We start from the raw sequence: 19617 nt of genomic DNA on the forward strand, positions 1-19617 counted from the left end.
ACCTCCTTGGCAGGCGTGCAGCCTAGAAGGATCGGCGCCGGTCAACAAGGGTGCGGCCGGCGCCGATCGTGAGTTGTGTGATAGTGAAGAACCGGCGCGCGATAGCCCGCGCCTGGCGTCCTGAACGGCTAGCGATGTGGCAGCGTCCTGGATCTCGCCGTATTGGCGGGGCGTTTCTTGTCCTTGAGCCAGATGATCTTGGCCGATGTCGGCTCCGCTTGCGGGTAACTGCCGACAGAGGCATTGTGGCGCTCCGGGAGGGATTCCAGGTAAGCCTTGATCACTTCGAACTCTGCGTGGCTCAGGCCGCGCAACTCCAGCTCGGCTGGCATCTCGTCGCGCAATCGTACCGAGGTCCTTGCCACTTCCAGTGCCAGGCCAAGCCGGTCGATCAGGCGCTCGTAAAGCTCCGGTTTCATTGCGGGTAGCTGCGTCTCTCCCATCCGTTCACCTCAATTGAAGATAAAGAATATCTCCCCCCACACCTGAGCTTAGCGGCGCCATGAAAAGCAGCCGGGTGCTGCGACCAGCGGCCATTCGCAACGAAGGTTTCCCACGATGCGCAGCGCTGCTGTATGCTACGGCGTTCACTCTAAACGACACCGGAGTGCCGGACGCAGCGAGGTTCCGCTGCCTGGAACAAGGTCTCTCCTCTCTCAGCCAAAAGTAGCCATGCACGAACAATACACGCCCCGTGATATCGAAGCCGCCGCCCAGAAGTTCTGGGACGAGCAACAATCGTTCGCTGTTACCGAACAGCCAGGCAAAGACACCTACTATTGCCTATCGATGTTCCCGTACCCGAGCGGCAAGCTACACATGGGCCACGTTCGCAACTACACCATCGGCGACGTGATTGCCCGTTACCAGCGCATGCTGGGCAAGAACGTCCTGCAGCCGATGGGCTGGGACGCATTCGGCATGCCCGCGGAAAACGCGGCGATGAAAAACAACGTCGCCCCGGCCAAGTGGACATACGAAAACATCGATTACATGAAGACCCAGCTCAAGAGCCTGGGCCTGGCCATCGACTGGGCACGTGAAGTCACCACCTGCAAACCCGACTACTACCGTTGGGAGCAGTGGCTGTTCACCCGCCTGTTCGAGAAAGGCATCATCTACCGCAAGAACGGTACCGTGAACTGGGACCCGGCAGACCAGACCGTACTGGCCAACGAGCAGGTCATCGACGGCCGTGGCTGGCGTTCGGGCGCGCTGATCGAAAAGCGCGAAATCCCGATGTACTACTTCCGCATCACCGACTACGCCGACGAGCTGCTGGAAAGCCTCGACGAGCTGCCGGGCTGGCCTGAGCAGGTCAAGACCATGCAGCGCAACTGGATCGGCAAGTCGCGCGGCATGGAAGTACAGTTCCCGTACGACCAGGCCAGCATCGGCCACGAAGGCACCCTGAAGGTCTTCACCACCCGTCCCGACACGCTGATGGGCGCCACCTACGTCGCCGTCGCCGCCGAGCACCCGCTGGCCACCCAGGCGGCCCAGGGCAACCCGGCGCTGCAAGCGTTCATCGACGAGTGCAAGAGCGGCAGCGTTGCCGAGGCCGACATGGCCACCCAGGAGAAGAAAGGCATGGCCACTTCCCTGCTGGTAGAGCACCCGCTGACCGGCGAGAAGCTGCCGGTATGGGTCGCCAACTACGTGCTGATGCACTACGGCGATGGCGCCGTGATGGCCGTGCCGGCCCACGACGAGCGCGACTTCGAGTTCGCCCACAAGTACAACCTGCCGGTCAAGGCCGTGGTACGCACCAGCGCGGGCGATGAAGTGGGCAGCGAGTGGCAGGCCGCCTATGGCGAGCACGGCCAGCTGATCAACTCCGCCGAGTTCGATGGCCTGGACTTCGCCGGCGCCTTCGACGCCATCGAAGCCGCCCTGATCCGCAAGGAACTGGGCAAGTCGCGCACCCAGTTCCGCCTGCGTGACTGGGGTATCAGCCGCCAGCGCTACTGGGGCTGTCCGATCCCGATCATCCACTGCCCGTCCTGCGGCGACGTGCCGGTGCCGGAAGACCAGCTGCCGGTCACCCTGCCCGAGAACGTGGTGCCGGATGGCGCCGGCTCGCCGCTGGCGCGCATGCCGGAATTCTATGAGTGCACCTGCCCGAAATGCGGCACTGCGGCCAAGCGCGAAACCGACACCATGGACACCTTCGTCGAGTCGTCCTGGTACTTCGCCCGCTACGCCTCGCCGAACTACGACAAGGGCCTGGTAGACCCAAAAGCCGCCAACCACTGGCTGCCGGTCGACCAGTACATCGGCGGTATCGAGCACGCGATCCTGCACCTGCTGTACGCGCGCTTCTTCCACAAGCTGATGCGTGACGAAGGCCTGGTTACCTCGAACGAGCCGTTCAAGAACCTGCTGACCCAGGGCATGGTCGTCGCCGAAACCTACTACCGTGTGGCCAGCAACGGCGGCAAGGACTGGTTCAACCCGGCCGATGTCGAGATCGAGCGCGATGCCAAGGCCAAGGTCATTGGTGCTCGCCTGAAGACCGACGGCCTGCCGGTGGAAATCGGCGGCACCGAGAAGATGTCGAAGTCGAAGAACAACGGCGTCGACCCGCAGTCGATGATCGAAGCCTACGGTGCCGACACCTGCCGCCTGTTCATGATGTTCGCCTCGCCGCCCGACATGAGCCTGGAATGGTCCGACTCCGGCGTCGAAGGTGCCAGCCGCTTCCTGCGCCGCGTCTGGCGCCTGGCTCAGGCGCACGTCAGCCAGGGCCTGCCGGGCAAGCTGGATGTCACCGCACTGGACGACGCGCAGAAGGTCATCCGCCGCGCCATCCACGCGGCCATCAAGCAGGCCAGCACCGACGTGGGCCAGTACCACAAGTTCAACACCGCCATCGCCCAGGTGATGACCGTGATGAACGTGCTGGAGAAGGCCCCGCAGGCCAGCGAACAGGACCGCGCACTGCTGCAGGAAGGCCTTGAAGCCGTCACCCTGCTGCTGGCCCCGATCACCCCGCACATCTCCCACGAGCTGTGGCAGCAACTGGGCCACCCAGGCTCGGTAATCGATGCCGCCTGGCCGAGTGTCGACGAACAAGCGCTGGTGCAGGACACCATCACCCTGGTGGTGCAGGTCAACGGCAAGCTGCGTGGCCAGGTCGAAATGCCGGCTGCTGCCAGCCGCGAAGAAGTCGAAGCCGCTGCCCGCAGCAACGAGAACGTCCTGCGCTTCATCGATGGCCTGACCATCCGCAAGGTCATCGTGGTACCGGGCAAACTGGTAAACATCGTCGCCAACTGATGGCAGCGCCCGCTCGCAGTCACTGCGGGCGGGCGTAACAGGCCCACAAGGGAGCAACAACATGATCAAACGCAATTTGCTGGTAATCGGCCTGGCGGTCATGCTCAGCGCCTGCGGTTTCCAGCTGCGCGGCACCGGCTCTACCGAGCTGAGCGTGAAGGAAATGGACGTCAGCGCGCGCAACGCCTATGGACCGACCGTGGTCCAGCTGCGTGAAGTACTGGAGCGCAGCGGTGTCAACGTACACGCCGGTGCGCCCTACCGTCTGGTGCTGACCAACGAGCAGGAAAACGAGCGTTCGGCCACCTACAGCAGCGGCAACCGTACTGCCGAATACGAGCTGACCACAGTGCTGAACTACAGCATCCAGGGCCTGAACAACCTGGAACTGATGAGCGACAAGCTGGAAGTACGCAAAATCTACGTGCGTGACGGCTCGAACATCACCGGTTCCGAGCAGGAAGCCAACCGCGCCCGTGAAGAAATGCGCCGCGATCTGGTCAACGCCATGGTCGTGCGTCTGCAGATGCTGAGCCCGTCTCAGCTGGACGAACTGCAGCGCAAAGCCGACGAACGCGCACAGGCCGAAGCCGCCGCGCTGGAAGCTGCCCGCCGTCAGCAGGCCGAAACGCCTCAGCAGTCGCCGCTGGAAGTACCGGGCAACTAAGCCCGTGCGGGGCACCTTCGGGTGCCCCACCTGTTTCCCATGAAACTTGCCCCCGCCCAACTCAACAAGCACCTGCAAGGCGCCCTGGCACCGGTCTACGTGGTCAGCGGCGACGACCCGTTGCTGTGCCAGGAAGCTGCCGACGCCATCCGTAAGACCGCGCGTCAACAAGGTTTCGACGAGCGCCAGGTGTTCAGTGCCGACGCCAACTTCGACTGGGGCACCCTGCTCCAGGCTGGCGCCAGCCTGTCGCTGTTCGCGCAACGCCGCCTGCTGGAACTGCGCCTACCTTCGGGCAAGCCCGGTGACAAGGGTGCCGCCGCACTGATGGAATACTGCGCCAACCCCGCCGAAGACACCCTGCTGCTGGTCAGCCTGCCCAAGCTCGACGGTAGTGCGCAAAAGACCAAGTGGGGCAAGGCGTTGATCGAAGGCGCGCATTGCCAGTTCATCCAGATCTGGCCGGTGGACGTGCATCAGCTTCCGCAGTGGATCAACCAGCGCCTGCAACAGGCCGGCCTGTCGGCACAGCGTGACGCTGTCGACCTGATTGCCGCGCGCGTGGAAGGCAACTTGCTGGCAGCCGCACAGGAAATCGAAAAGCTCAAGCTACTGGCCGACGGCAACCAAATCACCGTGGAAACGGTGCAGGCCGCGGTTGCTGATAGCGCTCGCTTCGATGTCTTCGGCCTGGTGGACGCCATTCTCAACGGAGAAGCTGCGCATGCCCTGCGTATGCTCGAGGGGTTGCGTGGCGAGGGGGTAGAACCGCCAGTCATCCTCTGGGCCCTGGCCCGTGAGCTGCGCCAGCTGGCTGGGCTAGCCCAACAATTCAGCCAGGGTGTACCGCTGGACAAGGCCTTCAGCCAGGCCCGCCCGCCGATCTGGGACAAACGCCGACCGTTGGTCAGCAAGGCCCTGCAACGTTTGTCAGCACAGCGCTGGGCTCAGTTGTTGCAGGATGCCCAGCGTATCGATGCGCAAATCAAGGGGCAGGCCGAGGGCTCTCCTTGGACGGGTTTGGCTCGCCTGTCGCTGCTGATGGCTGGCCAGCGTCTGGCGCTACCCCCGGAATAACGGGGGTAGCTGTGGGAGCGGGCATGCCCGCGAATCAGGCGACGCGGTCGATGGCACCGGCTTCGCCGGTGTTCGCGGGCACGCCCGCTCCCACAGGACTGCGATCGACCATAAACATTATCAATTGGCCCCTACCCGCACCAAGCCCTACAGTGCGCCCCGAAACCCACCCAACCCGGGAACCCCGCTATGAGCAAAAAGCCGAAAAAGCACGGCCCCAACAAGGCCAAGTCGATCATCGCCCAGCCCCTGTTCCGCTGCCGCCAGGAACAACCGGTCAAGGGCAAAGGCAGCTACCGCCGCGAAGCCTTCCAATCGAGAGATTGGGAGGCTTCCTACTTTTTGGCTGCATGAAAGCATCGCAAGCGCAGGCATGGTATGGTCGTCACCTGACCTGCAATTCTGGATCTGTGCATGCTCTTCCGTCTTATCCCCCGTTGGGAAACCCGCCAGCTGATCGCGGCCTCCAGCTTCATCCTGCTTGTGGCATGCGCGGAAAAACCCACCGCCGCCGACGCACTGCCGCTGGCCCCTGCGCAACCCGCTCCCGTGGTAACCGTGCCCGGCGCGACGCCTGACGTCAGCACTGAAATCCAGCCTCTGCAAACCTTCGCCCAGTGGCAGGCCGGCTTCCGCCAACAGGCCCTGCAAGCCGGGATTTCACCCAGCACCTTCGACCGCGCGTTCCTCGGCGTCACCCCTGACATGGACGTGATCAAGGCCGACCGCAGCCAGCCAGAGTTCACCCGCCCGGTGTGGGAATACCTCGAAGGCGCCCTATCGCCCCTGCGCGTGCGCAACGGCAAGAAGCTGCTGGAGCAGAATGCCGAGTTGCTGACACGCATCGAACAACGCTATGGCGTGGACCGCCAGGTGCTGGTCGCGGTGTGGGGCATGGAAAGTAATTTCGGCCAGTTCCAGGGCAGCAAGTCGGTGATCCGCTCGCTGGCCACCCTGGCCTACGAAGGCCGCCGCCCACAGTTCGCCCAGGACCAGCTGATCGCTGCGCTGCAGATCATCCAGCATGGTGATATCCAGCCTGAAGCCATGCGCGGCTCATGGGCCGGCGCCATGGGCCAGACCCAGTTCATCCCGACCACCTACAACACCCACGCCGTTGACTTTGACGGCGATGGCCGCCGCGATATCTGGAACAGCACACCCGATGCCCTGGCTTCGACCGCCCACTACCTGCAGAGCTCGGGCTGGAAGCGTGGCCAACCGTGGGGCTTCGAGGTACAGGTGCCGGCTGGTTTCGACTTCTGGCAAGCCGATGGCGCGCTGCGCAAACCGGTGAGCGAGTGGCTGGCGATGGGTGTGAAACTGCCTGCAGGCACGCAACTGCCCGCCAACAGCAACCAACTGTCTGCCGCCCTGCTGCTGCCGGCGGGGGCGCGTGGGCCGGCGTTCCTGGTGCTGGACAACTTCCGCGCCATCCTCAAGTACAACAACTCGTCGTCCTACGCGCTGGCGGTGAGCTTGCTGGGGGATCGTTTCAGCGGCTGGGGCTTCATTGCCGGCAGCTGGCCGAAAGAAGACCTGCCGCTGAGCCGCAGCGAGCGCATGGAGTTGCAGAACCTGCTGAACAGCCGCGGGCATGAGGCCGGGAATGCCGATGGCATCATCGGCGCCAATACCCGCAAGGCCATTCGCAATGCCCAGCAAGGGCTGGGGTGGCCGGCGGATGGCTACCCGACCCACAGGCTGCTTGAGAGCCTGCGTCAGCAGTGAGATTGCTGGGGGCGCGTTGCGCCCCTTCGCGGGCACGCCCGCTCCCACAGATATCGCACCAAACCCTGTGGGAGCGGGCGTGCCCGCGAAGGGCTGCAAAGCAGCCCCGACAATCTCAAACCTCGAACAGATCCTGCTCCAGCACCAACTCCTGCCGATCACTGTCCAACCTCACCCGCGCCCCTAACGGCAAGCACACATTCGGGTCACAGTGCCCGCTGCGCCACCCCGCCAGCACCGGCACACCCAGCGGGGCAAAGGTTTCCTCCAGCAACGGTGCAAGCGCCGCCGTTGTAATCCCGGCAAAATCCCCAACCAGCACGCCCTTCAGCCCTTCCAGCTTGCCCGCCAGACGCAACTGCGTCAGCAGCCGGTCCACCCGGTACAACGGCTCGTTGACGTCCTCGATAAACAAAATGCAGCCCTGGGTATCAAGCTCGGCCAGCGTCCCCATCGTCGCCCCCAGCATCGACAGGTTACCGCCCAGCAGCGGACCACTGGCCACACCCGCCAATACACTGCTCAAGGCATAGTCCGTCGGGTGCACGATCTGGTCGCCTGCCCGCACATGCCCGCCCAACTGCGCCAACAACGACGACTCGGTCGGCGGCAACTTCGCCCCCAGCAAGTCGGCATTGAGCATTCCTCCATGGAAGGTGATCAGCCCGGCATGCCGATAGATGGCCGTGTGCAGCGCGGTTATGTCGCTGTAGCCGATCAACGGCTTGGGGTTGCGCCGAATCAGGTCAAAGTCGAGCCGATCAAGCAGGCGCATGCTGCCGTAACCACCGCGCATGCACAGGATGGCGTCGATGGTCGGATCGGCAAAGGCATCGTGCAAGTCTTGCAAGCGCTGCTGGTCAGAGCCTGCCAGGTAGCCCTGGGCCTGGTTGACAGCGGGGTACAGGCGGCAGCCGTAGCCACGGTCGGCAAACCACTGGCTGACCTTGTGCGTATCCAGCCTCGCCGCGCCTGCCGGGGCGACAATGGCAAAGCAGGCGTTAGTCGGCAACGCGGCTGGCAGGCTCGGTAGTAACGTTTCGGCACAGTTCATTGCGGCTCCTTGCAGCGCTTGGTACACAAACAAAAATGCCGATGCCGCCCTTCGGCGTGCATCGGCATGCGTGCCTCAGACCAGGCTCAGAGCTTGATCTTGGCTTCGTGGGCCTGCTGGTCAGCGTGGTACGAAGAACGCACCAGCGGGCCAGAGGCGACGTTCTTGAAGCCCATCTTGTAACCTTCCTCGGCGAACCAGGCGAAGGTGTCCGGGTGCACGAAACGCTGCACCGGCAGGTGGCTGCGCGACGGCTGCAGGTACTGGCCGAGGGTGAGCATGTCGATGTCATGCTCGCGCATGCGGTGCATCACTTCGATCACTTCCTCGTCGGTCTCGCCCAGGCCGAGCATCAAGCCCGACTTGGTAGGTACATGCGGGACCATCTGCTTGAACTTCTGCAGCAGGTCCAGCGACCAGTCGTAGTCCGAGCCCGGACGCGCAGCCTTGTACAGGCGCGGTACGGTTTCCAGGTTGTGGTTGAACACATCTGGCGGCTCTTGCGCGGTGATTTCCAGCGCGACGTCCATACGGCCACGGTAGTCCGGCACCAGGGTTTCCAGCTGCACGCCCGGCGACAGCGCGCGGATTTCGCGGATGCAGTCGGCGAAGTGCTGGGCACCACCGTCACGCAGGTCGTCGCGGTCCACCGAGGTGATCACAACGTACTTCAGGCGCAAGTCGGCAATGGCGACCGCCAGGTTTTTCGGCTCGTCCAGGTCCAGCGGCTTCGGCCGGCCGTGGCCCACGTCACAGAACGGGCAACGACGGGTGCAGATGTCACCCATGATCATGAAGGTGGCGGTACCACCGGAGAAGCACTCGCCCAGGTTCGGGCAGGAAGCCTCTTCACACACGCTGTGCAGCTTGTGCTTGCGCAGCAGTTGCTTGATGCGGTCTACCTCGGGCGATACCGGAATACGCACGCGAATCCAGTCAGGCTTTTTCGGCAGCTCTTCGGTGGGGATGATCTTCACCGGGATGCGCGCCACCTTTTCGGCGCCACGCAGTTTTACCCCAGCTTCCACCTTCTTCGGCGCTGGGCGCGGGGTGACATCCTGGTTGGGTATCAGGTTCGGCACGGCTTCTTGCACAGTTGTCATATTCAGTCGATTCCGCCCGTGAGGGTCGTCTGCTCAGCGTAGTCGAGGTGCTTGACCAGCTGTCCGCGCAGCCTTGTCCTGACCTCGTCGAGTTCGATCGGACCTGCCAGGTCGCGCAGCTGGGTCATCGCCAGCCCCGCATAGCCGCAGGGGTTGATTCGGCGGAATGGCGCAAGGTCCATGTCCACGTTCAGGGCAAGGCCGTGGAACGAACGGCCGTTGCGAATTCGCAGGCCGAGGGAGGCGATTTTCGCTCCATCGACGTAGACGCCCGGGGCGTCGGGCTTGGCAGAAGCCTGCACGTCGTAACTGGCCAGCAGGTCGACCAGCGTCTGCTCGATACGGCTGACCAGTTCGCGCACGCCAAAGCCCAGCCGGCGCACATCCAGCAGCAGGTAGGCCACCAACTGCCCGGGGCCATGGTAGGTCACCTGGCCGCCGCGGTCGGTCTGCACCACCGGGATATCACCCGGCACCAGCAGGTGCTCGGCCTTGCCAGCCTGGCCCTGGGTGAAGACCGCAGGATGCTCGACCAGCCAGATTTCATCCTGGCTGTCCGGGGTGCGCTGCTCGGTGAAGCGACGCATGGCCTCCAGCACCGGTTCGTAGGGCTGCAGGCCAAGCTCGCGAAAACCGAGGCAGGCGGACATCAAAGCACCATTTTCACGATGCCGGTAGCGCGCAGGGCGCTGTTGATATCGTGCAGCTGGTTCTCGCTTTCGGCAACGATGTGCAATTGCACGGTGGTGTACTTACCTTCCTTGCTCTGGCGCTCGGCCAGGGTGGAAAGGTCGACTTTCGCGTGCTTGCTGAGGATTTCGATCACGGTGTCCTTGAAGCCGACAACGGTATCGCCGATTACCTTGATCGGGTAATCGTCGCAAGGGAATTCGATTTTATGCGACTTGACGTCTGGTTCGCTCATGGCGGAAACGGCCTCGTAAGCCGTGGCAACAACAACGCCCCCGCGAGATACGCGGGGGCATGCAGGTCACGTATCAGTTGAACAACCCGTAGAAGAATAGACGGATGCTATCCCACATACGGCGGAAGAAACCACCTTCCTCGACGCCATCGAGGGCGATCAGGTCGGCACTGTGAACCACTTTCTCGTCCAGTTTGACTTCCACTTTGCCGATCACGTCACCTTTGGCGATGGGTGCGGTGAGCTGCGGGTTCATGGTCATCGAAGCCTGCAGGCGCTTCAATTGGCCTTTAGGCATAGTCATGGTCAGGTCGTCGGCCAGGCCAGCCTTGATCTGGCCGGTGGCGCCCTTCCAGACAGGAGCCTGGGTCAGCTCGGTGCCCTTCTGGTAGAAGGTCTGGGTTTCGAAGAAGCGGAAGCCATAGGTCAGCAGCTTCTGGGTTTCGGCAGCACGCGATTGCTCGCTGTTGGTACCGAACACCACGGCGATCAGGCGCTGGCCGTCGCGAACGGCCGAAGCCACCATGCAGTAGCCAGCTTCGTCGGTGTGGCCGGTTTTCAGGCCATCGACGGTCTTGTCACGCCACAGCAGCAGGTTGCGGTTCGGCTGCTTGATGTTGTTCCAGAAGAATTCCTTCTGCGAATAGATGGCGTAGTGGGCCGGGTCGACGGTGATGATCGCACGGGCCAGGGTGGCCATGTCGTGCGCAGACGAATAGTGGTCCGGGTGCGGCAGGCCGGTCGGGTTCATGAAGTGGCTGTTGGTCATGCCCAGGTCGGCAGCCGTCTTGTTCATCATGTCGGCGAAGGCATCTTCGCTGCCGGCGATGTGCTCGGCCAGGGCGACCGAAGCGTCGTTGCCGGACTGGATGATGATGCCGTGCAGCAGGTCGCTGACGGTCACCTGGCTGCCCACCTTGATGAACATGCGCGAACCGCCAGTACGCCAGGCGTTTTCGCTGACGGTGACCGGGTCGTTTTCACCGATCTGGCCACGGCGGATGTCCAGGGTGGCGATGTAGGCGGTCATCAGCTTGGTCAGGCTGGCCGGCGGCAGGCGCTCGTCACCGTTGTTCTCGACCAGCACGTTGCCGCTGGACGCGTCCATGAGTACGTAGGACTTGGCTGCCAATTGAGGTGGTGCCGGCGTCATCTGCTCAGCCGCGAAGGCGGCAGGCGTGATCATCAGCAGTACAGGCAGGCAAAGTCGTTTGGCAAGGTTGGTGATGTTCATCCGTCTCTCGAAAATCGCTAATGGTCTGAGATGTTCCCTGGGCAAGATCGTGTGCCCAGCGCCAGTCAGTCTAGTTTTTTGGCCGTCGGCCTGGCCCACGAACGTGCGGCTTTATGTCGCTGCGGGCAAAAGCCGTCATTGTACATGGGCGCGCCCGGCAATTCATGACAAAACCGACAGTTTGGTTGCGGCCACGCTGATGGCCGCCCCATATAAACGGTCAGTCTGCTGTGACCAGCTTGGCCTGCCCCAAGTTCGCCAGGCGGATGCTGTCTTGTGCCTGCTGGATCTCGCCCTGGCTGCCAATCGGCCCCAGGCGTACGCGGTGCAGGGTCTGCTGGTTACGCACGATCGAGCTGATGAACACCGGCGCATTGACCATGGTGCTGAGCTTGGAGCGCAGCAGCTCGGCTGCGTCCGGGTTGGCAAAGGCGCCTACCTGCAGGAAGCTGCCGCCGTTGCCCGCCGGCACGTTGTTGCCCCCCACCTGCACCGGCACCACCGGCGCTGCGTGCTGCTGAGGCGGCGGGGTCCATTGCTCGACACGCCCGGTGTTGGCCGGGATCGCCTGGGTCTGGGCTACCTGCGGTTCTTTGAGCACCATCGGCGGCGTCTGGCCACGCTGGGCCCACCACTGCTGCGGGTCGATACCCTCGACGCGCACATGCGCGGTGCCGATCTCGGCGTAACCCAGCTTTTTCGCAGCCGCATAGGACAGGTCGATAATACGGTCGGAATAGAACGGGCCACGGTCGTTCACACGCAGGATTACGCTGCGACCGTTGGCCAGGTTGGTCACCCGCACATAGGCCGGCAGCGGCAGCGTCTTGTGCGCTGCGCTCATGCCGTACAGGTCATACAGCTCGCCGTTGGCGGTGTTCTGCCCATGGAACTTGGTGCCATACCACGACGCGGTGCCCTCGGCGCGGTAGTTGCGCGAGTCCTGCATCGGGTAATAGGTCTTGCCCAGTACCGTGTACGGGTTGGCCTTGTAGTTGCCGGTGTGCACGGTCGGCGTGGCATCGGGGATCTTGTTCACATCCACGTCCCACCACGGTGCACCGTCCTTGTGTGCCCGGTTGATGTCCAGGCCTGGCTGGCTGCGCACGACGTTGCCACTGCTCTGCTGGGCCGGGCGGTTGGAGGAGCAACTGGCCAGCACCACGCCAACGGCGAGGCAGGTGAGCAGCTTGAAAGAGTTGCCAGAGATGATTGCGCGCATTACTTGACGCCCCGTACTTGAACCAGCTGTTCCGCAAGCTGATGCACCGCCATGGCATACATCACGCTGCGGTTGTAACGCGTGATCGCGTAGAAGTTCTTCAGGCCCACCCAATACTCGGGGCCATTGTCACCCTCAAGGCGGAAAGCGGTAACCGGCAGATCATCGCGCAGCGAATCATGAACCGACCAGCCGAGCGTGCGCAACTCCCCGACGGTTTTCACAGGCTCGATGCCTGTGGTCAGGCCTTCGTCGGCGCGCGCGCCATCCACCCAGGCGCGGCTGACCACGCCCCCACCGGCCACCCAGCCATGGCGCTTGAAGTAGCTGGCGACGCTGCCAATGGCATCGTCCGGGTTGTTCCAGATGTTGATGTGGCCATCGCCGTCGAAGTCCACCGCAAAGTTGCGGAAGCTGCTCGGCATGAACTGCGGCAGGCCCATGGCGCCGGCGTAGGAGCCTTTGAGCGTGAGCGGGTCGAGCTGTTCATCGCGGGCCAGCAACAGGAATTCGCGCAGTTCCTTGCGGAAGAATTCAGCCCGAGGCGGGTAGTCGAAGCCCAGGGTCGACAGGGCATCGATCACCCGGTAGTTGCCGGTGTTGCGGCCGAAGAACGTTTCCACACCGATGATGGCGACGATGTACTGTGCCGGCACGCCGTATTCCTGCTCGGCACGGGCCAATACCGCCTCGTGCTGGCGCCAGAAGTCCACACCACGGGCGATGCGCGCGTCGGTGAGGAACATCGGCCGGTAGTCCTTCCACGGCTTGACCCGTTCGGCCGGGCGCGAGATAGCGTCGAGGATCGACTGCTTTCGCTGCACGTCAGCGAACACGCCCATCAGCTGCTCAGGGGCAAAGCCATAGTCGCGGCTCATTTCGCCGACAAACTGGGCCACCTGCGGCGAGCCTTGGTAATCACCGGCGTGGGCCAGCTGTACAGCGCCGAACAGGCCCACCGCGCCGATCCACGGCGCACAACGGGCAGCCCAGTTACGCACTGCTTGCATGAAATTCTTCACCTTATTCAAACCTGTGCGATCCATTTGCGGTGCGTGTGGATCGACATCAGAACGCCAAACGCTGACAGCAGCGTCACCAACGATGTTCCGCCATAGCTGATAAACGGCAGCGGCACGCCCACCACGGGGAGAAGGCCGCTGACCATTCCGATATTGACGAACACGTATACAAAAAAGGTCATGGTCAGGCTGCCCGCGAGCAGCTTGCCGAACAGGGTCTGCGCCTGGGCTGTGATCATCAGGCCACGGCCGATCAGCAACAGATAGACAATCAGCAACAGGCAGATGCCGACCAGGCCGAATTCCTCGCCCAGTACGGCGATGATGAAGTCGGTGTGGCTTTCGGGCAAAAAGTCCAGGTGCGATTGGGTACCGAGCAGCCAGCCCTTGCCGAACACTCCGCCCGAACCGATTGCGGCCTTGGATTGGATGATGTTCCAGCCCGTGCCCAACGGGTCGCTCTCCGGGTCGAGGAAGGTCAGTACCCGCTGCTTCTGGTAGTCGTGCATCACGAAGAACCACATCGCCACCGCCACCGGCACTGCCGCTGCCAGCACGCTGAGGATCCAGCGCCAGCGCAGGCCACCCATGAACAGCACGAAGGCACCGGAGGCAAGGATGAGCAGCGCGGTGCCCAGGTCGGGCTGGCGTACGATCAATATGAACGGCACGCCAATCAGCACAAGGCTGATGGCCACGTGCTTCAAATGCGGAGGCAAGGTGCGCTTGGACAGGTACCAGGCGATGGTCGCCGGCATGATGATCTTCATGAACTCCGAGGGCTGGAAGCGGATCACCCCGGGGATGTTGATCCAGCGCGTGGCGCCCATGGCGTTGTGGCCCATCACGTCCACCACCACCAGCAGCAGCACTCCGGTCAGGTACGCCAAGGGTACCCAGCGGGCCATGAATCGCGGCTCCAGCTGGGCGATGACGAACATGGACACCAGGCCTATGCCAAACGAGGTAGCCTGTTTGAGCAGCAGGTCCCAGTTCTTGCCACTGGCCGAATAGAGCACGAACAGGCTGCCGGCCGCGAGGGTCAGCAGGATGATCAGCAAGGGGCCGTCGATGTGGATGCGCTGCAGGAAGCTGGCGCGCCGACGCATCACATCCTCGCTGGAGAGCATGCGATCGAAATTGTTCATCACAGGGCCGATTCCTGGGTCACGGTGGCAGGCGCGAACTCGGGCTTGAGCCGGCCGTTTTCGTCGAGCAGCCAGGCGTCCATGATCTGGCGTACCACGGGGGCAGCAACACCAGAGCCGGACTCACCGTTCTCGACCATCACCGAGACCACGATTTTCGGGTCATCGGCCGGGGCAAAGGCGACGAACAGGGCGTGGTCGCGGTGGCGCTCCTGGAGCTTGTTGCGGTCGTACTTCTCACCCTGCTTGATCGCCACCACCTGGGCGGTACCGCTCTTGCCGGCAATGCGGTACTGGGCGCCAGCAGCCGCCTTGCGTGCGGTACCACGGGCGTTGTGCATCACCTGCTCCATGCCGTGGGTGACCTTGGCCCAGTCGGACTTGTCACGCAGCACGATGTTGTCCATGGGGTTTTCATCCACCGGCGGCTGGCCTTCGATGGTCTTGGCCAGGTGTGGGCGGTTCCACACGCCCTTGTTGGCGATCAATGCCGTGGCCTGGGCCAGTTGCAATGGTGTGGCCTGCATGTAGCCCTGGCCAATGCCGAGAATCAGGGTTTCACCCGGGAACCAGGCCTGGCGGCGCGTGGCACGCTTCCATTCACGCGATGGCATCAACCCGGCGGACTCCTCGAACATGTCGAGGGAAACCCGCTGGCCGATGCCGAACTTGTTCATGTAGCTGGACAGCCGATCGATGCCCATCTTGTGCGCAAGGTCATAGAAGTAGGTGTCGTTGGAACGCATGATCGCGGTGTCCAGATCGACCCAGCCATCGCCGGAACGGTTCCAGTTACGGTATTTGTGGTCGTAGTTGGGCAGTTGGTAATAGCCCGGGTCGAACACCCGGCTGCTGGCGTTGACCACGCCACTGTCCAGGCCGGCAATCGCTACGGCCGGTTTGATGGTCGAACCCGGCGGGTACAGGCCACGCAGCACGCGGTTGAACAGCGGCCGGTCTATCGAGTCGCGCAGTTCGGCATAGGCCTTGAAGCTGATGCCCGTCACGAACAGGTTGGGGTCGAAACTTGGCTGGCTGACCATCGCCAGCACCTCGCCAGTACGCGGGTCGAGCGCCACCACTGCGCCACGCCGGCCGCCTAGCGCGGCTTCGGCGGCTTCCTGCAGCTTGATGTCCAGGCTCAGTACGATGTCCTTGCCAGGTTGCGGGTCGGTGCGTTTGAGCACGCGCAGCACACGGCCACGGGCGTTGGTCTCGACTTCCTCGTAGCCGACCTGGCCGTGCAAGGCGTCCTCGTAGAAGCGCTCGATGCCGGTCTTGCCGATATGGTGGGTGCCGCTGTAGTTCACCGGGTCGAGGGTTTTCAGCTCTTTCTCGTTGATGCGCCCCACATAACCCACCGAATGGGCGAAATGCGCACCCTGCGGATAATGCCGCACCAGCTGGGCAACCACTTCCACACCTGGCAGGCGGAACTGGTTTACCGCCACCCGGGCGATCTGCTCTTCATTCAGCTCGAACAGGATCGGCACGGGTTCGAAAGGCCTACGGCCCTGACGCATGCGCTTTTCGAACAACGCGCGGTCGTCGGCCGTCAGCTCCAGCACTTCGACGATGGTATCCAGCACTTCTTGCCAGTTACCCGCACGTTCGCGGGTCATCGACAGGCTGAAGCTGGGCCGGTTGTCGGCAACGATCACCCCGTTGCGGTCGAAAATCAGCCCGCGAGTCGGCGGAATCGGCTGCACATGCACCCGGTTGTTTTCCGACAGCGTCGAGTGGTAGTCGTACTGGATGATCTGCAGGTAATACAGCCGCGCGATCAGCACACAAATAAGCAGCATGATCGCCACCGCGCCGACCACGACGCGGTTGCGCACCAGGCGGGCGTCTTTCTCGTGGTCCTTGAGACGGATCGGCTGCGACATCGGACTGCTTACAGGCTCATTTGTGGTAAGGGTGCCCGGACAACACGGTCCAGGCGCGGTAGATCTGCTCGCCGATGAGTATCCTTACCAACGGGTGCGGCAGGGTCAGCGGCGACAGCGACCAGCGTTGCTCGGCGCGCGCACAGACCTCAGGCGCAAGGCCTTCCGGGCCCCCCACCATCAAATTCACCGTGCGCGCATCCAGGCGCCAGCGGTCCAGCTCGGTCGCCAGCTGCTCGGTACTCCAGGGCTTGCCATGGACCTCGAGGGTGACAATGCGTTCCCCAGGCTGCACCTTGCTCAGCATGGCTTCGCCCTCCTGACGGATCAGGCGGGCGACGTCGGCATTCTTGCCACGGGTGTTCAGCGGGATTTCCACCAGCTCCAGCGACAGCTCGGCAGGCAGGCGCTTGGCATATTCATGCCAGCCTTCCTCGACCCACCTCGGCATGCGCGAGCCGACCGCAATCAGGCGCAAACGCACAGCGCTGCCCTTATTCGCGGTCTTTGAGCTTGTCGGAGTACTCGTGAGCGTGGTCCGGGCTGTGGTGCTTGCCATCGGCAGCACGGCTTTGCTCGGCACCCTGCCACAGACGCTCCAGGTCGTAGAACTGGCGGGCAGCGGCAGTCATCATGTGCACGATGACGTCGTTCAGGTCCAGCAGCACCCAGTCGCTGTCGCCCTTGCCTTCTTCACCCAGTGGTTGGGCGCCCTTGGCCTTCACGGCTTCGCGGACCTTTTCCAGCATCGCGTTGATCTGGCGGTTGGAGGTACCGGTGGCAATGATCATGTAGTCGGTCAGGCTGTGCTTTTCGCGCACGTCGATGACCTGAATGTCCTGGGCCTTGACGTCTTCCAGCGCTGCCTTGGTCAGGGCGACCAGTTCTTCGCCGTAAATTTTCTGCTTGGTCATATAAAACTCGTTCAACTCGTTGGATGAGGCGCCAGAGGCACCGTCAGTTGGGCGCACGATACAGTTCGTGCGCCTCGATGTAGGCCAGTACGGCGTCCGGCACCAGGAACCTCACCGATTTGCCGCTGGCCAGCAGCTGTCGGATCTGTGTAGCCGACACCGCAAGCGGCGTCTGCCAGACGAACGAAATATTTCCCGCCGGGCCGGACATGGCGGCAGGATCGCTCTCCGAGCGCGCAGCCAGCAGGTTGCGCAGCTCGTCAGGGGGGTCGACGTCGGCATCCGGGCGTTGCAGCACCAGGATGTGACAGTGTTGCAGCAGTTCGTCCCAGCGGTGCCAGGTAGGGAGGCCACAGAAGGCATCCCAGCCCAGCACCAGGAACAGCTGGTCGTTGTCGGCCAGTTCGGCGCGGATCGACTCCAGCGTATCGATGGTGTACGACGGTTTGTCACGCGCAAGCTCGCGGGCATCGACGCTCAGGCAGGCAACGCCTTGCACCGCTTCACGCACCATGGCCAGGCGGTCCTCGGCGGCCACCTGCGGGGTATCGCGGTGCGGCGGCCGGGCGTTGGGCAACAGGCGCAACTCGTCCAGCCCCATGAACTCGGCCACTTCCAGCGCGCTGCGCAGGTGGCCGATGTGCACGGGGTCGAAGGTGCCGCCTAGAATGCCGATGCGCCGGACTGCCTGGGCCTTGCTCAACTCAGCACGACCCCTGGCCGCGCAGCTGGCCATCGCCGATGACCACGTACTTCTCGCAGGTCAGGCCTTCCAGGCCGACCGGGCCACGGGCATGCAGCTTGTCGGTGGAAATGCCGATTTCCGCACCCAGGCCGTACTCGAAGCCGTCGGCGAAGCACGTCGGGGTGTTGAGCATGACCGACGCCGAGTCGACTTCAGCCATGAACTGGCGGGCTTCGCCCTGGTGTTCGCTGATGATCGAGTCGGTGTGGTGCGAGCCATAGTGGTTGATGTGCTCGATGGCCTGGTCCAGGCCGTCCACGACGCGGATCGACAGGATCGCGTCCAGGTACTCGGTGTGCCAGTCGTCTTCGCTGGCCGGTTTGGCTTCAATCAGCGCGCGGGTACGCTCGCAGCCACGCAGCTCCACGCCCTTCTCCTGGAAGCGGCGGGCCATTTCCGGCAGGAAGCGCTCGGCCACCTGCTGGTCGACCAGCAGGGTTTCCATGGCGCCACAGATGCCATAGCGGTAGGTCTTGGCGTTGAAGGCCACGTTCCAGGCCTTGTCCAGGTCGGCATGCTGGCTGACGTAGACGTGGCAGATACCGTCCAGGTGCTTGATGACCGGCACCCGGGCATCGCGGCTGATGCGTTCGATCAGGCCACGGCCGCCGCGCGGCACGATGACGTCGACGAACTGCGGCATGCTGATCAGCGCACCCACGGCTTCGCGGTCAGTGGTCTCGACCACTTGAACCACGGCTGCCGGCAGGCCGGCTTCAGCAAGGCCACGCTGGATGCAGGTGGCGATGGCGCGGTTGGAATGGATCGCTTCGGAGCCGCCGCGCAGGATGGTCGCGTTGCCCGACTTCAGACACAGGCTGGCAGCATCGATGGTCACGTTCGGGCGCGATTCGTAGATGATCCCGATCACCCCCAGCGGTGTGCGCATCTTGCCGACCTGAATGCCCGACGGGCGGTAGCTCATGTCGCGAATCGCACCGACCGGGTCCGGCAGGCTGGCCACCTGGCGCAGGCCGGTGATCATGCCGTCGATGCGTGCTGGGGTCAGCGCCAGGCGGTCCAGCAGCGCCGGCTCCAGGCCATTGGCGCGGCCGGCGGCCAGGTCCTGTTCGTTGGCGGCTGTCAGCTCGGCACGGGCAGCATCCAGCGCATCGGCGGCTGCTTGCAGGGCGCGGTTCTTCTGCGCGGTGCTGGCACGGCCGATCACCCGGGAAGCCTCACGGGCAGCGCGACCCAAGCGGGTCATATAGTCAAGAACGGACTCAGTCATGGGTTCGGTGTCTTGGCGAAGGGGAAATCGGCTGATTATAACTGCCGCGCAGGTGTACGCCCAGCGGCGGGTGGCGGATGGTAGAAAATGGTAGTTCGTCTCACGATTATCTGCGCCTGTGAAATCGAGCGCCGCCCGCGCGGCGCATCGCGAGCTGCGCTCGCTCCTACGTTTGTTTCGGGCCAATCAATCCTGTGGGATTTGCGCGCGAACGCCTTGGCGCAAGGCTCGATATCGTGTCGTACGAACAGGGCGGTCGCGCGCGTTGGCGCAGGTGTTACTGGCCCGAAACAAACGTAGGAGCGAGCGCAGCTCGCGATGCGCCGCGCGGGCGGCGCTCGATTTCAACAACAACGAATACACCACGGCGAGCACA

Annotated in this window: 19 protein-coding genes; 5 read left to right on the plus strand and 14 right to left on the minus strand. The window is 63.4% G+C overall.

Translation table 11 applies throughout. The annotated features are described in order from the left end of the window. Positions 1 to 128: 128 nt before the first annotated feature. A complete protein-coding gene (locus tag ACF8R4_RS21540) occupies positions 129 to 443 on the minus strand; it encodes a hypothetical protein (protein WP_019098017.1) in 315 nt (104 codons plus the stop codon). 229 nt (positions 444 to 672) lie between these two features. Here ACF8R4_RS21540 and leuS point away from each other — a divergent pair, with 229 nt between their 5' ends. The 5 genes from leuS to ACF8R4_RS21565 all read left to right on the plus strand — a co-directional run bounded on the left by leuS (position 673) and on the right by ACF8R4_RS21565 (position 6754). Further along, positions 673 to 3279, plus strand: coding sequence for a leucine--tRNA ligase (gene leuS, locus ACF8R4_RS21545; protein WP_164525119.1), 2607 nt, complete (start codon positions 673 to 675; stop codon positions 3277 to 3279). Between the two features lie 61 nt (positions 3280 to 3340). Continuing rightward, positions 3341 to 3946 carry an LPS assembly lipoprotein LptE gene (gene lptE, locus ACF8R4_RS21550; RefSeq protein ID WP_060498510.1) on the plus strand — a complete coding sequence of 202 codons (606 nt, stop codon included), beginning with the start codon at positions 3341 to 3343 and terminating at the stop codon, positions 3944 to 3946. Positions 3947 to 3985: 39 nt separating this feature from the next. Then, entirely contained in the window at positions 3986 to 5023 is a 1038-nt protein-coding gene (gene holA / locus ACF8R4_RS21555; protein WP_060498511.1) for a DNA polymerase III subunit delta, read from the plus strand. Between the two features lie 189 nt (positions 5024 to 5212). Beyond that, complete coding sequence (gene arfA / locus ACF8R4_RS21560) at positions 5213 to 5377, plus strand: alternative ribosome rescue factor ArfA (protein ID WP_104833888.1); 165 nt, start codon at positions 5213 to 5215, stop codon at positions 5375 to 5377. A gap of 60 nt (positions 5378 to 5437) precedes the next feature. Then, positions 5438 to 6754 (plus strand): lytic murein transglycosylase, encoded by a 1317-nt coding sequence (locus ACF8R4_RS21565; protein ID WP_060498513.1) that lies wholly within the window; start codon positions 5438 to 5440, stop codon positions 6752 to 6754. 115 nt (positions 6755 to 6869) lie between these two features. On the opposite strand, the gene ACF8R4_RS21570 is transcribed toward ACF8R4_RS21565, so the two are convergent. The 13 genes from ACF8R4_RS21570 to ACF8R4_RS21630 all read right to left on the minus strand — a co-directional run bounded on the left by ACF8R4_RS21570 (position 6870) and on the right by ACF8R4_RS21630 (position 19241). Then, entirely contained in the window at positions 6870 to 7808 is a 939-nt protein-coding gene (locus tag ACF8R4_RS21570) for an LD-carboxypeptidase (RefSeq protein ID WP_060498514.1), read from the minus strand. An 86-nt stretch (positions 7809 to 7894) separates the two neighbouring features. Further along, positions 7895 to 8911 carry a lipoyl synthase gene (lipA, locus tag ACF8R4_RS21575; protein WP_223623450.1) on the minus strand — a complete coding sequence of 339 codons (1017 nt, stop codon included), beginning with the start codon at positions 8909 to 8911 and terminating at the stop codon, positions 7895 to 7897. A gap of 2 nt (positions 8912 to 8913) precedes the next feature. Further along, entirely contained in the window at positions 8914 to 9561 is a 648-nt protein-coding gene (gene lipB / locus ACF8R4_RS21580) for a lipoyl(octanoyl) transferase LipB (RefSeq protein ID WP_019098023.1), read from the minus strand. After that, on the minus strand, positions 9561 to 9836 hold the full coding sequence (locus tag ACF8R4_RS21585) for a DUF493 domain-containing protein (RefSeq protein ID WP_003249736.1): 276 nt from the start codon (positions 9834 to 9836) through the stop codon (positions 9561 to 9563). The genes lipB and ACF8R4_RS21585 overlap by 1 nt, the downstream gene beginning before the upstream one ends. A 73-nt stretch (positions 9837 to 9909) precedes the next feature. Beyond that, positions 9910 to 11070: a D-alanyl-D-alanine carboxypeptidase family protein gene (locus ACF8R4_RS21590; RefSeq protein ID WP_016712184.1), complete on the minus strand. Its 1161-nt coding sequence runs from the start codon at positions 11068 to 11070 to the stop codon at positions 9910 to 9912. A gap of 220 nt (positions 11071 to 11290) precedes the next feature. After that, positions 11291 to 12292, minus strand: a complete 1002-nt coding sequence (locus ACF8R4_RS21595; RefSeq protein WP_060498515.1) for a septal ring lytic transglycosylase RlpA family protein — start codon at positions 12290 to 12292, stop codon at positions 11291 to 11293. Beyond that, complete coding sequence (gene mltB, locus ACF8R4_RS21600) at positions 12292 to 13302, minus strand: lytic murein transglycosylase B (RefSeq protein ID WP_025754323.1); 1011 nt, start codon at positions 13300 to 13302, stop codon at positions 12292 to 12294. Before mltB ends, ACF8R4_RS21595 begins: the two co-directional genes overlap by 1 nt. A gap of 17 nt (positions 13303 to 13319) precedes the next feature. Beyond that, a complete protein-coding gene (rodA, locus tag ACF8R4_RS21605; protein WP_060498521.1) occupies positions 13320 to 14423 on the minus strand; it encodes a rod shape-determining protein RodA in 1104 nt (367 codons plus the stop codon). Between the two features lie 38 nt (positions 14424 to 14461). Beyond that, on the minus strand, positions 14462 to 16351 hold the full coding sequence (gene mrdA / locus ACF8R4_RS21610; RefSeq protein WP_060498517.1) for a penicillin-binding protein 2: 1890 nt from the start codon (positions 16349 to 16351) through the stop codon (positions 14462 to 14464). Positions 16352 to 16367: 16 nt separating this feature from the next. After that, positions 16368 to 16835, minus strand: coding sequence for a 23S rRNA (pseudouridine(1915)-N(3))-methyltransferase RlmH (gene rlmH / locus ACF8R4_RS21615; protein WP_060498518.1), 468 nt, complete (start codon positions 16833 to 16835; stop codon positions 16368 to 16370). A gap of 10 nt (positions 16836 to 16845) precedes the next feature. Next, positions 16846 to 17265, minus strand: a complete 420-nt coding sequence (rsfS, locus tag ACF8R4_RS21620) for a ribosome silencing factor (RefSeq protein ID WP_016712189.1) — start codon at positions 17263 to 17265, stop codon at positions 16846 to 16848. 43 nt (positions 17266 to 17308) lie between these two features. Continuing rightward, complete coding sequence (gene nadD, locus ACF8R4_RS21625) at positions 17309 to 18001, minus strand: nicotinate-nucleotide adenylyltransferase (protein WP_392493426.1); 693 nt, start codon at positions 17999 to 18001, stop codon at positions 17309 to 17311. Further along, entirely contained in the window at positions 17970 to 19241 is a 1272-nt protein-coding gene (locus tag ACF8R4_RS21630) for a glutamate-5-semialdehyde dehydrogenase (RefSeq protein ID WP_060498520.1), read from the minus strand. The genes nadD and ACF8R4_RS21630 overlap by 32 nt, the downstream gene beginning before the upstream one ends. Positions 19242 to 19617: the final 376 nt, after the last annotated feature.

The sequence above is a fragment of the Pseudomonas sp. FYR_2 genome (assembly GCF_043106425.1).
Taxonomy (GTDB): Bacteria; Pseudomonadota; Gammaproteobacteria; order Pseudomonadales; family Pseudomonadaceae; genus Aquipseudomonas; species Aquipseudomonas monteilii.

Bases quoted from the DNA above. Each gene is read 5' to 3' on its own strand.
- mrdA (WP_060498517.1), bottom strand. From the start codon at position 16,351: ATGTCGCAGCCGATCCGTCTCAAGGACCACGAGAAAGACGCCCGCCTG.
- ACF8R4_RS21590 (WP_016712184.1), bottom strand. From the start codon at position 11,070: ATGAACATCACCAACCTTGCCAAACGACTTTGCCTGCCTGTACTGCTG.
- holA (WP_060498511.1), top strand. From the start codon at position 3,986: ATGAAACTTGCCCCCGCCCAACTCAACAAGCACCTGCAAGGCGCCCTG.
- ACF8R4_RS21565 (WP_060498513.1), top strand. From the start codon at position 5,438: ATGCTCTTCCGTCTTATCCCCCGTTGGGAAACCCGCCAGCTGATCGCG.
- ACF8R4_RS21585 (WP_003249736.1), bottom strand. From the start codon at position 9,836: ATGAGCGAACCAGACGTCAAGTCGCATAAAATCGAATTCCCTTGCGAC.
- ACF8R4_RS21595 (WP_060498515.1), bottom strand. From the start codon at position 12,292: ATGCGCGCAATCATCTCTGGCAACTCTTTCAAGCTGCTCACCTGCCTC.
- lipB (WP_019098023.1), bottom strand. From the start codon at position 9,561: ATGTCCGCCTGCCTCGGTTTTCGCGAGCTTGGCCTGCAGCCCTACGAA.
- mltB (WP_025754323.1), bottom strand. From the start codon at position 13,302: ATGCAAGCAGTGCGTAACTGGGCTGCCCGTTGTGCGCCGTGGATCGGC.
- nadD (WP_392493426.1), bottom strand. From the start codon at position 18,001: ATGGCCAGCTGCGCGGCCAGGGGTCGTGCTGAGTTGAGCAAGGCCCAG.
- lptE (WP_060498510.1), top strand. From the start codon at position 3,341: ATGATCAAACGCAATTTGCTGGTAATCGGCCTGGCGGTCATGCTCAGC.
- ACF8R4_RS21540 (WP_019098017.1), bottom strand. From the start codon at position 443: ATGGGAGAGACGCAGCTACCCGCAATGAAACCGGAGCTTTACGAGCGC.
- leuS (WP_164525119.1), top strand. From the start codon at position 673: ATGCACGAACAATACACGCCCCGTGATATCGAAGCCGCCGCCCAGAAG.
- rodA (WP_060498521.1), bottom strand. From the start codon at position 14,423: ATGCGTCGGCGCGCCAGCTTCCTGCAGCGCATCCACATCGACGGCCCC.
- ACF8R4_RS21630 (WP_060498520.1), bottom strand. From the start codon at position 19,241: ATGACTGAGTCCGTTCTTGACTATATGACCCGCTTGGGTCGCGCTGCC.
- ACF8R4_RS21570 (WP_060498514.1), bottom strand. From the start codon at position 7,808: ATGAACTGTGCCGAAACGTTACTACCGAGCCTGCCAGCCGCGTTGCCG.
- arfA (WP_104833888.1), top strand. From the start codon at position 5,213: ATGAGCAAAAAGCCGAAAAAGCACGGCCCCAACAAGGCCAAGTCGATC.
- rsfS (WP_016712189.1), bottom strand. From the start codon at position 17,265: ATGACCAAGCAGAAAATTTACGGCGAAGAACTGGTCGCCCTGACCAAG.
- lipA (WP_223623450.1), bottom strand. From the start codon at position 8,911: ATGACAACTGTGCAAGAAGCCGTGCCGAACCTGATACCCAACCAGGAT.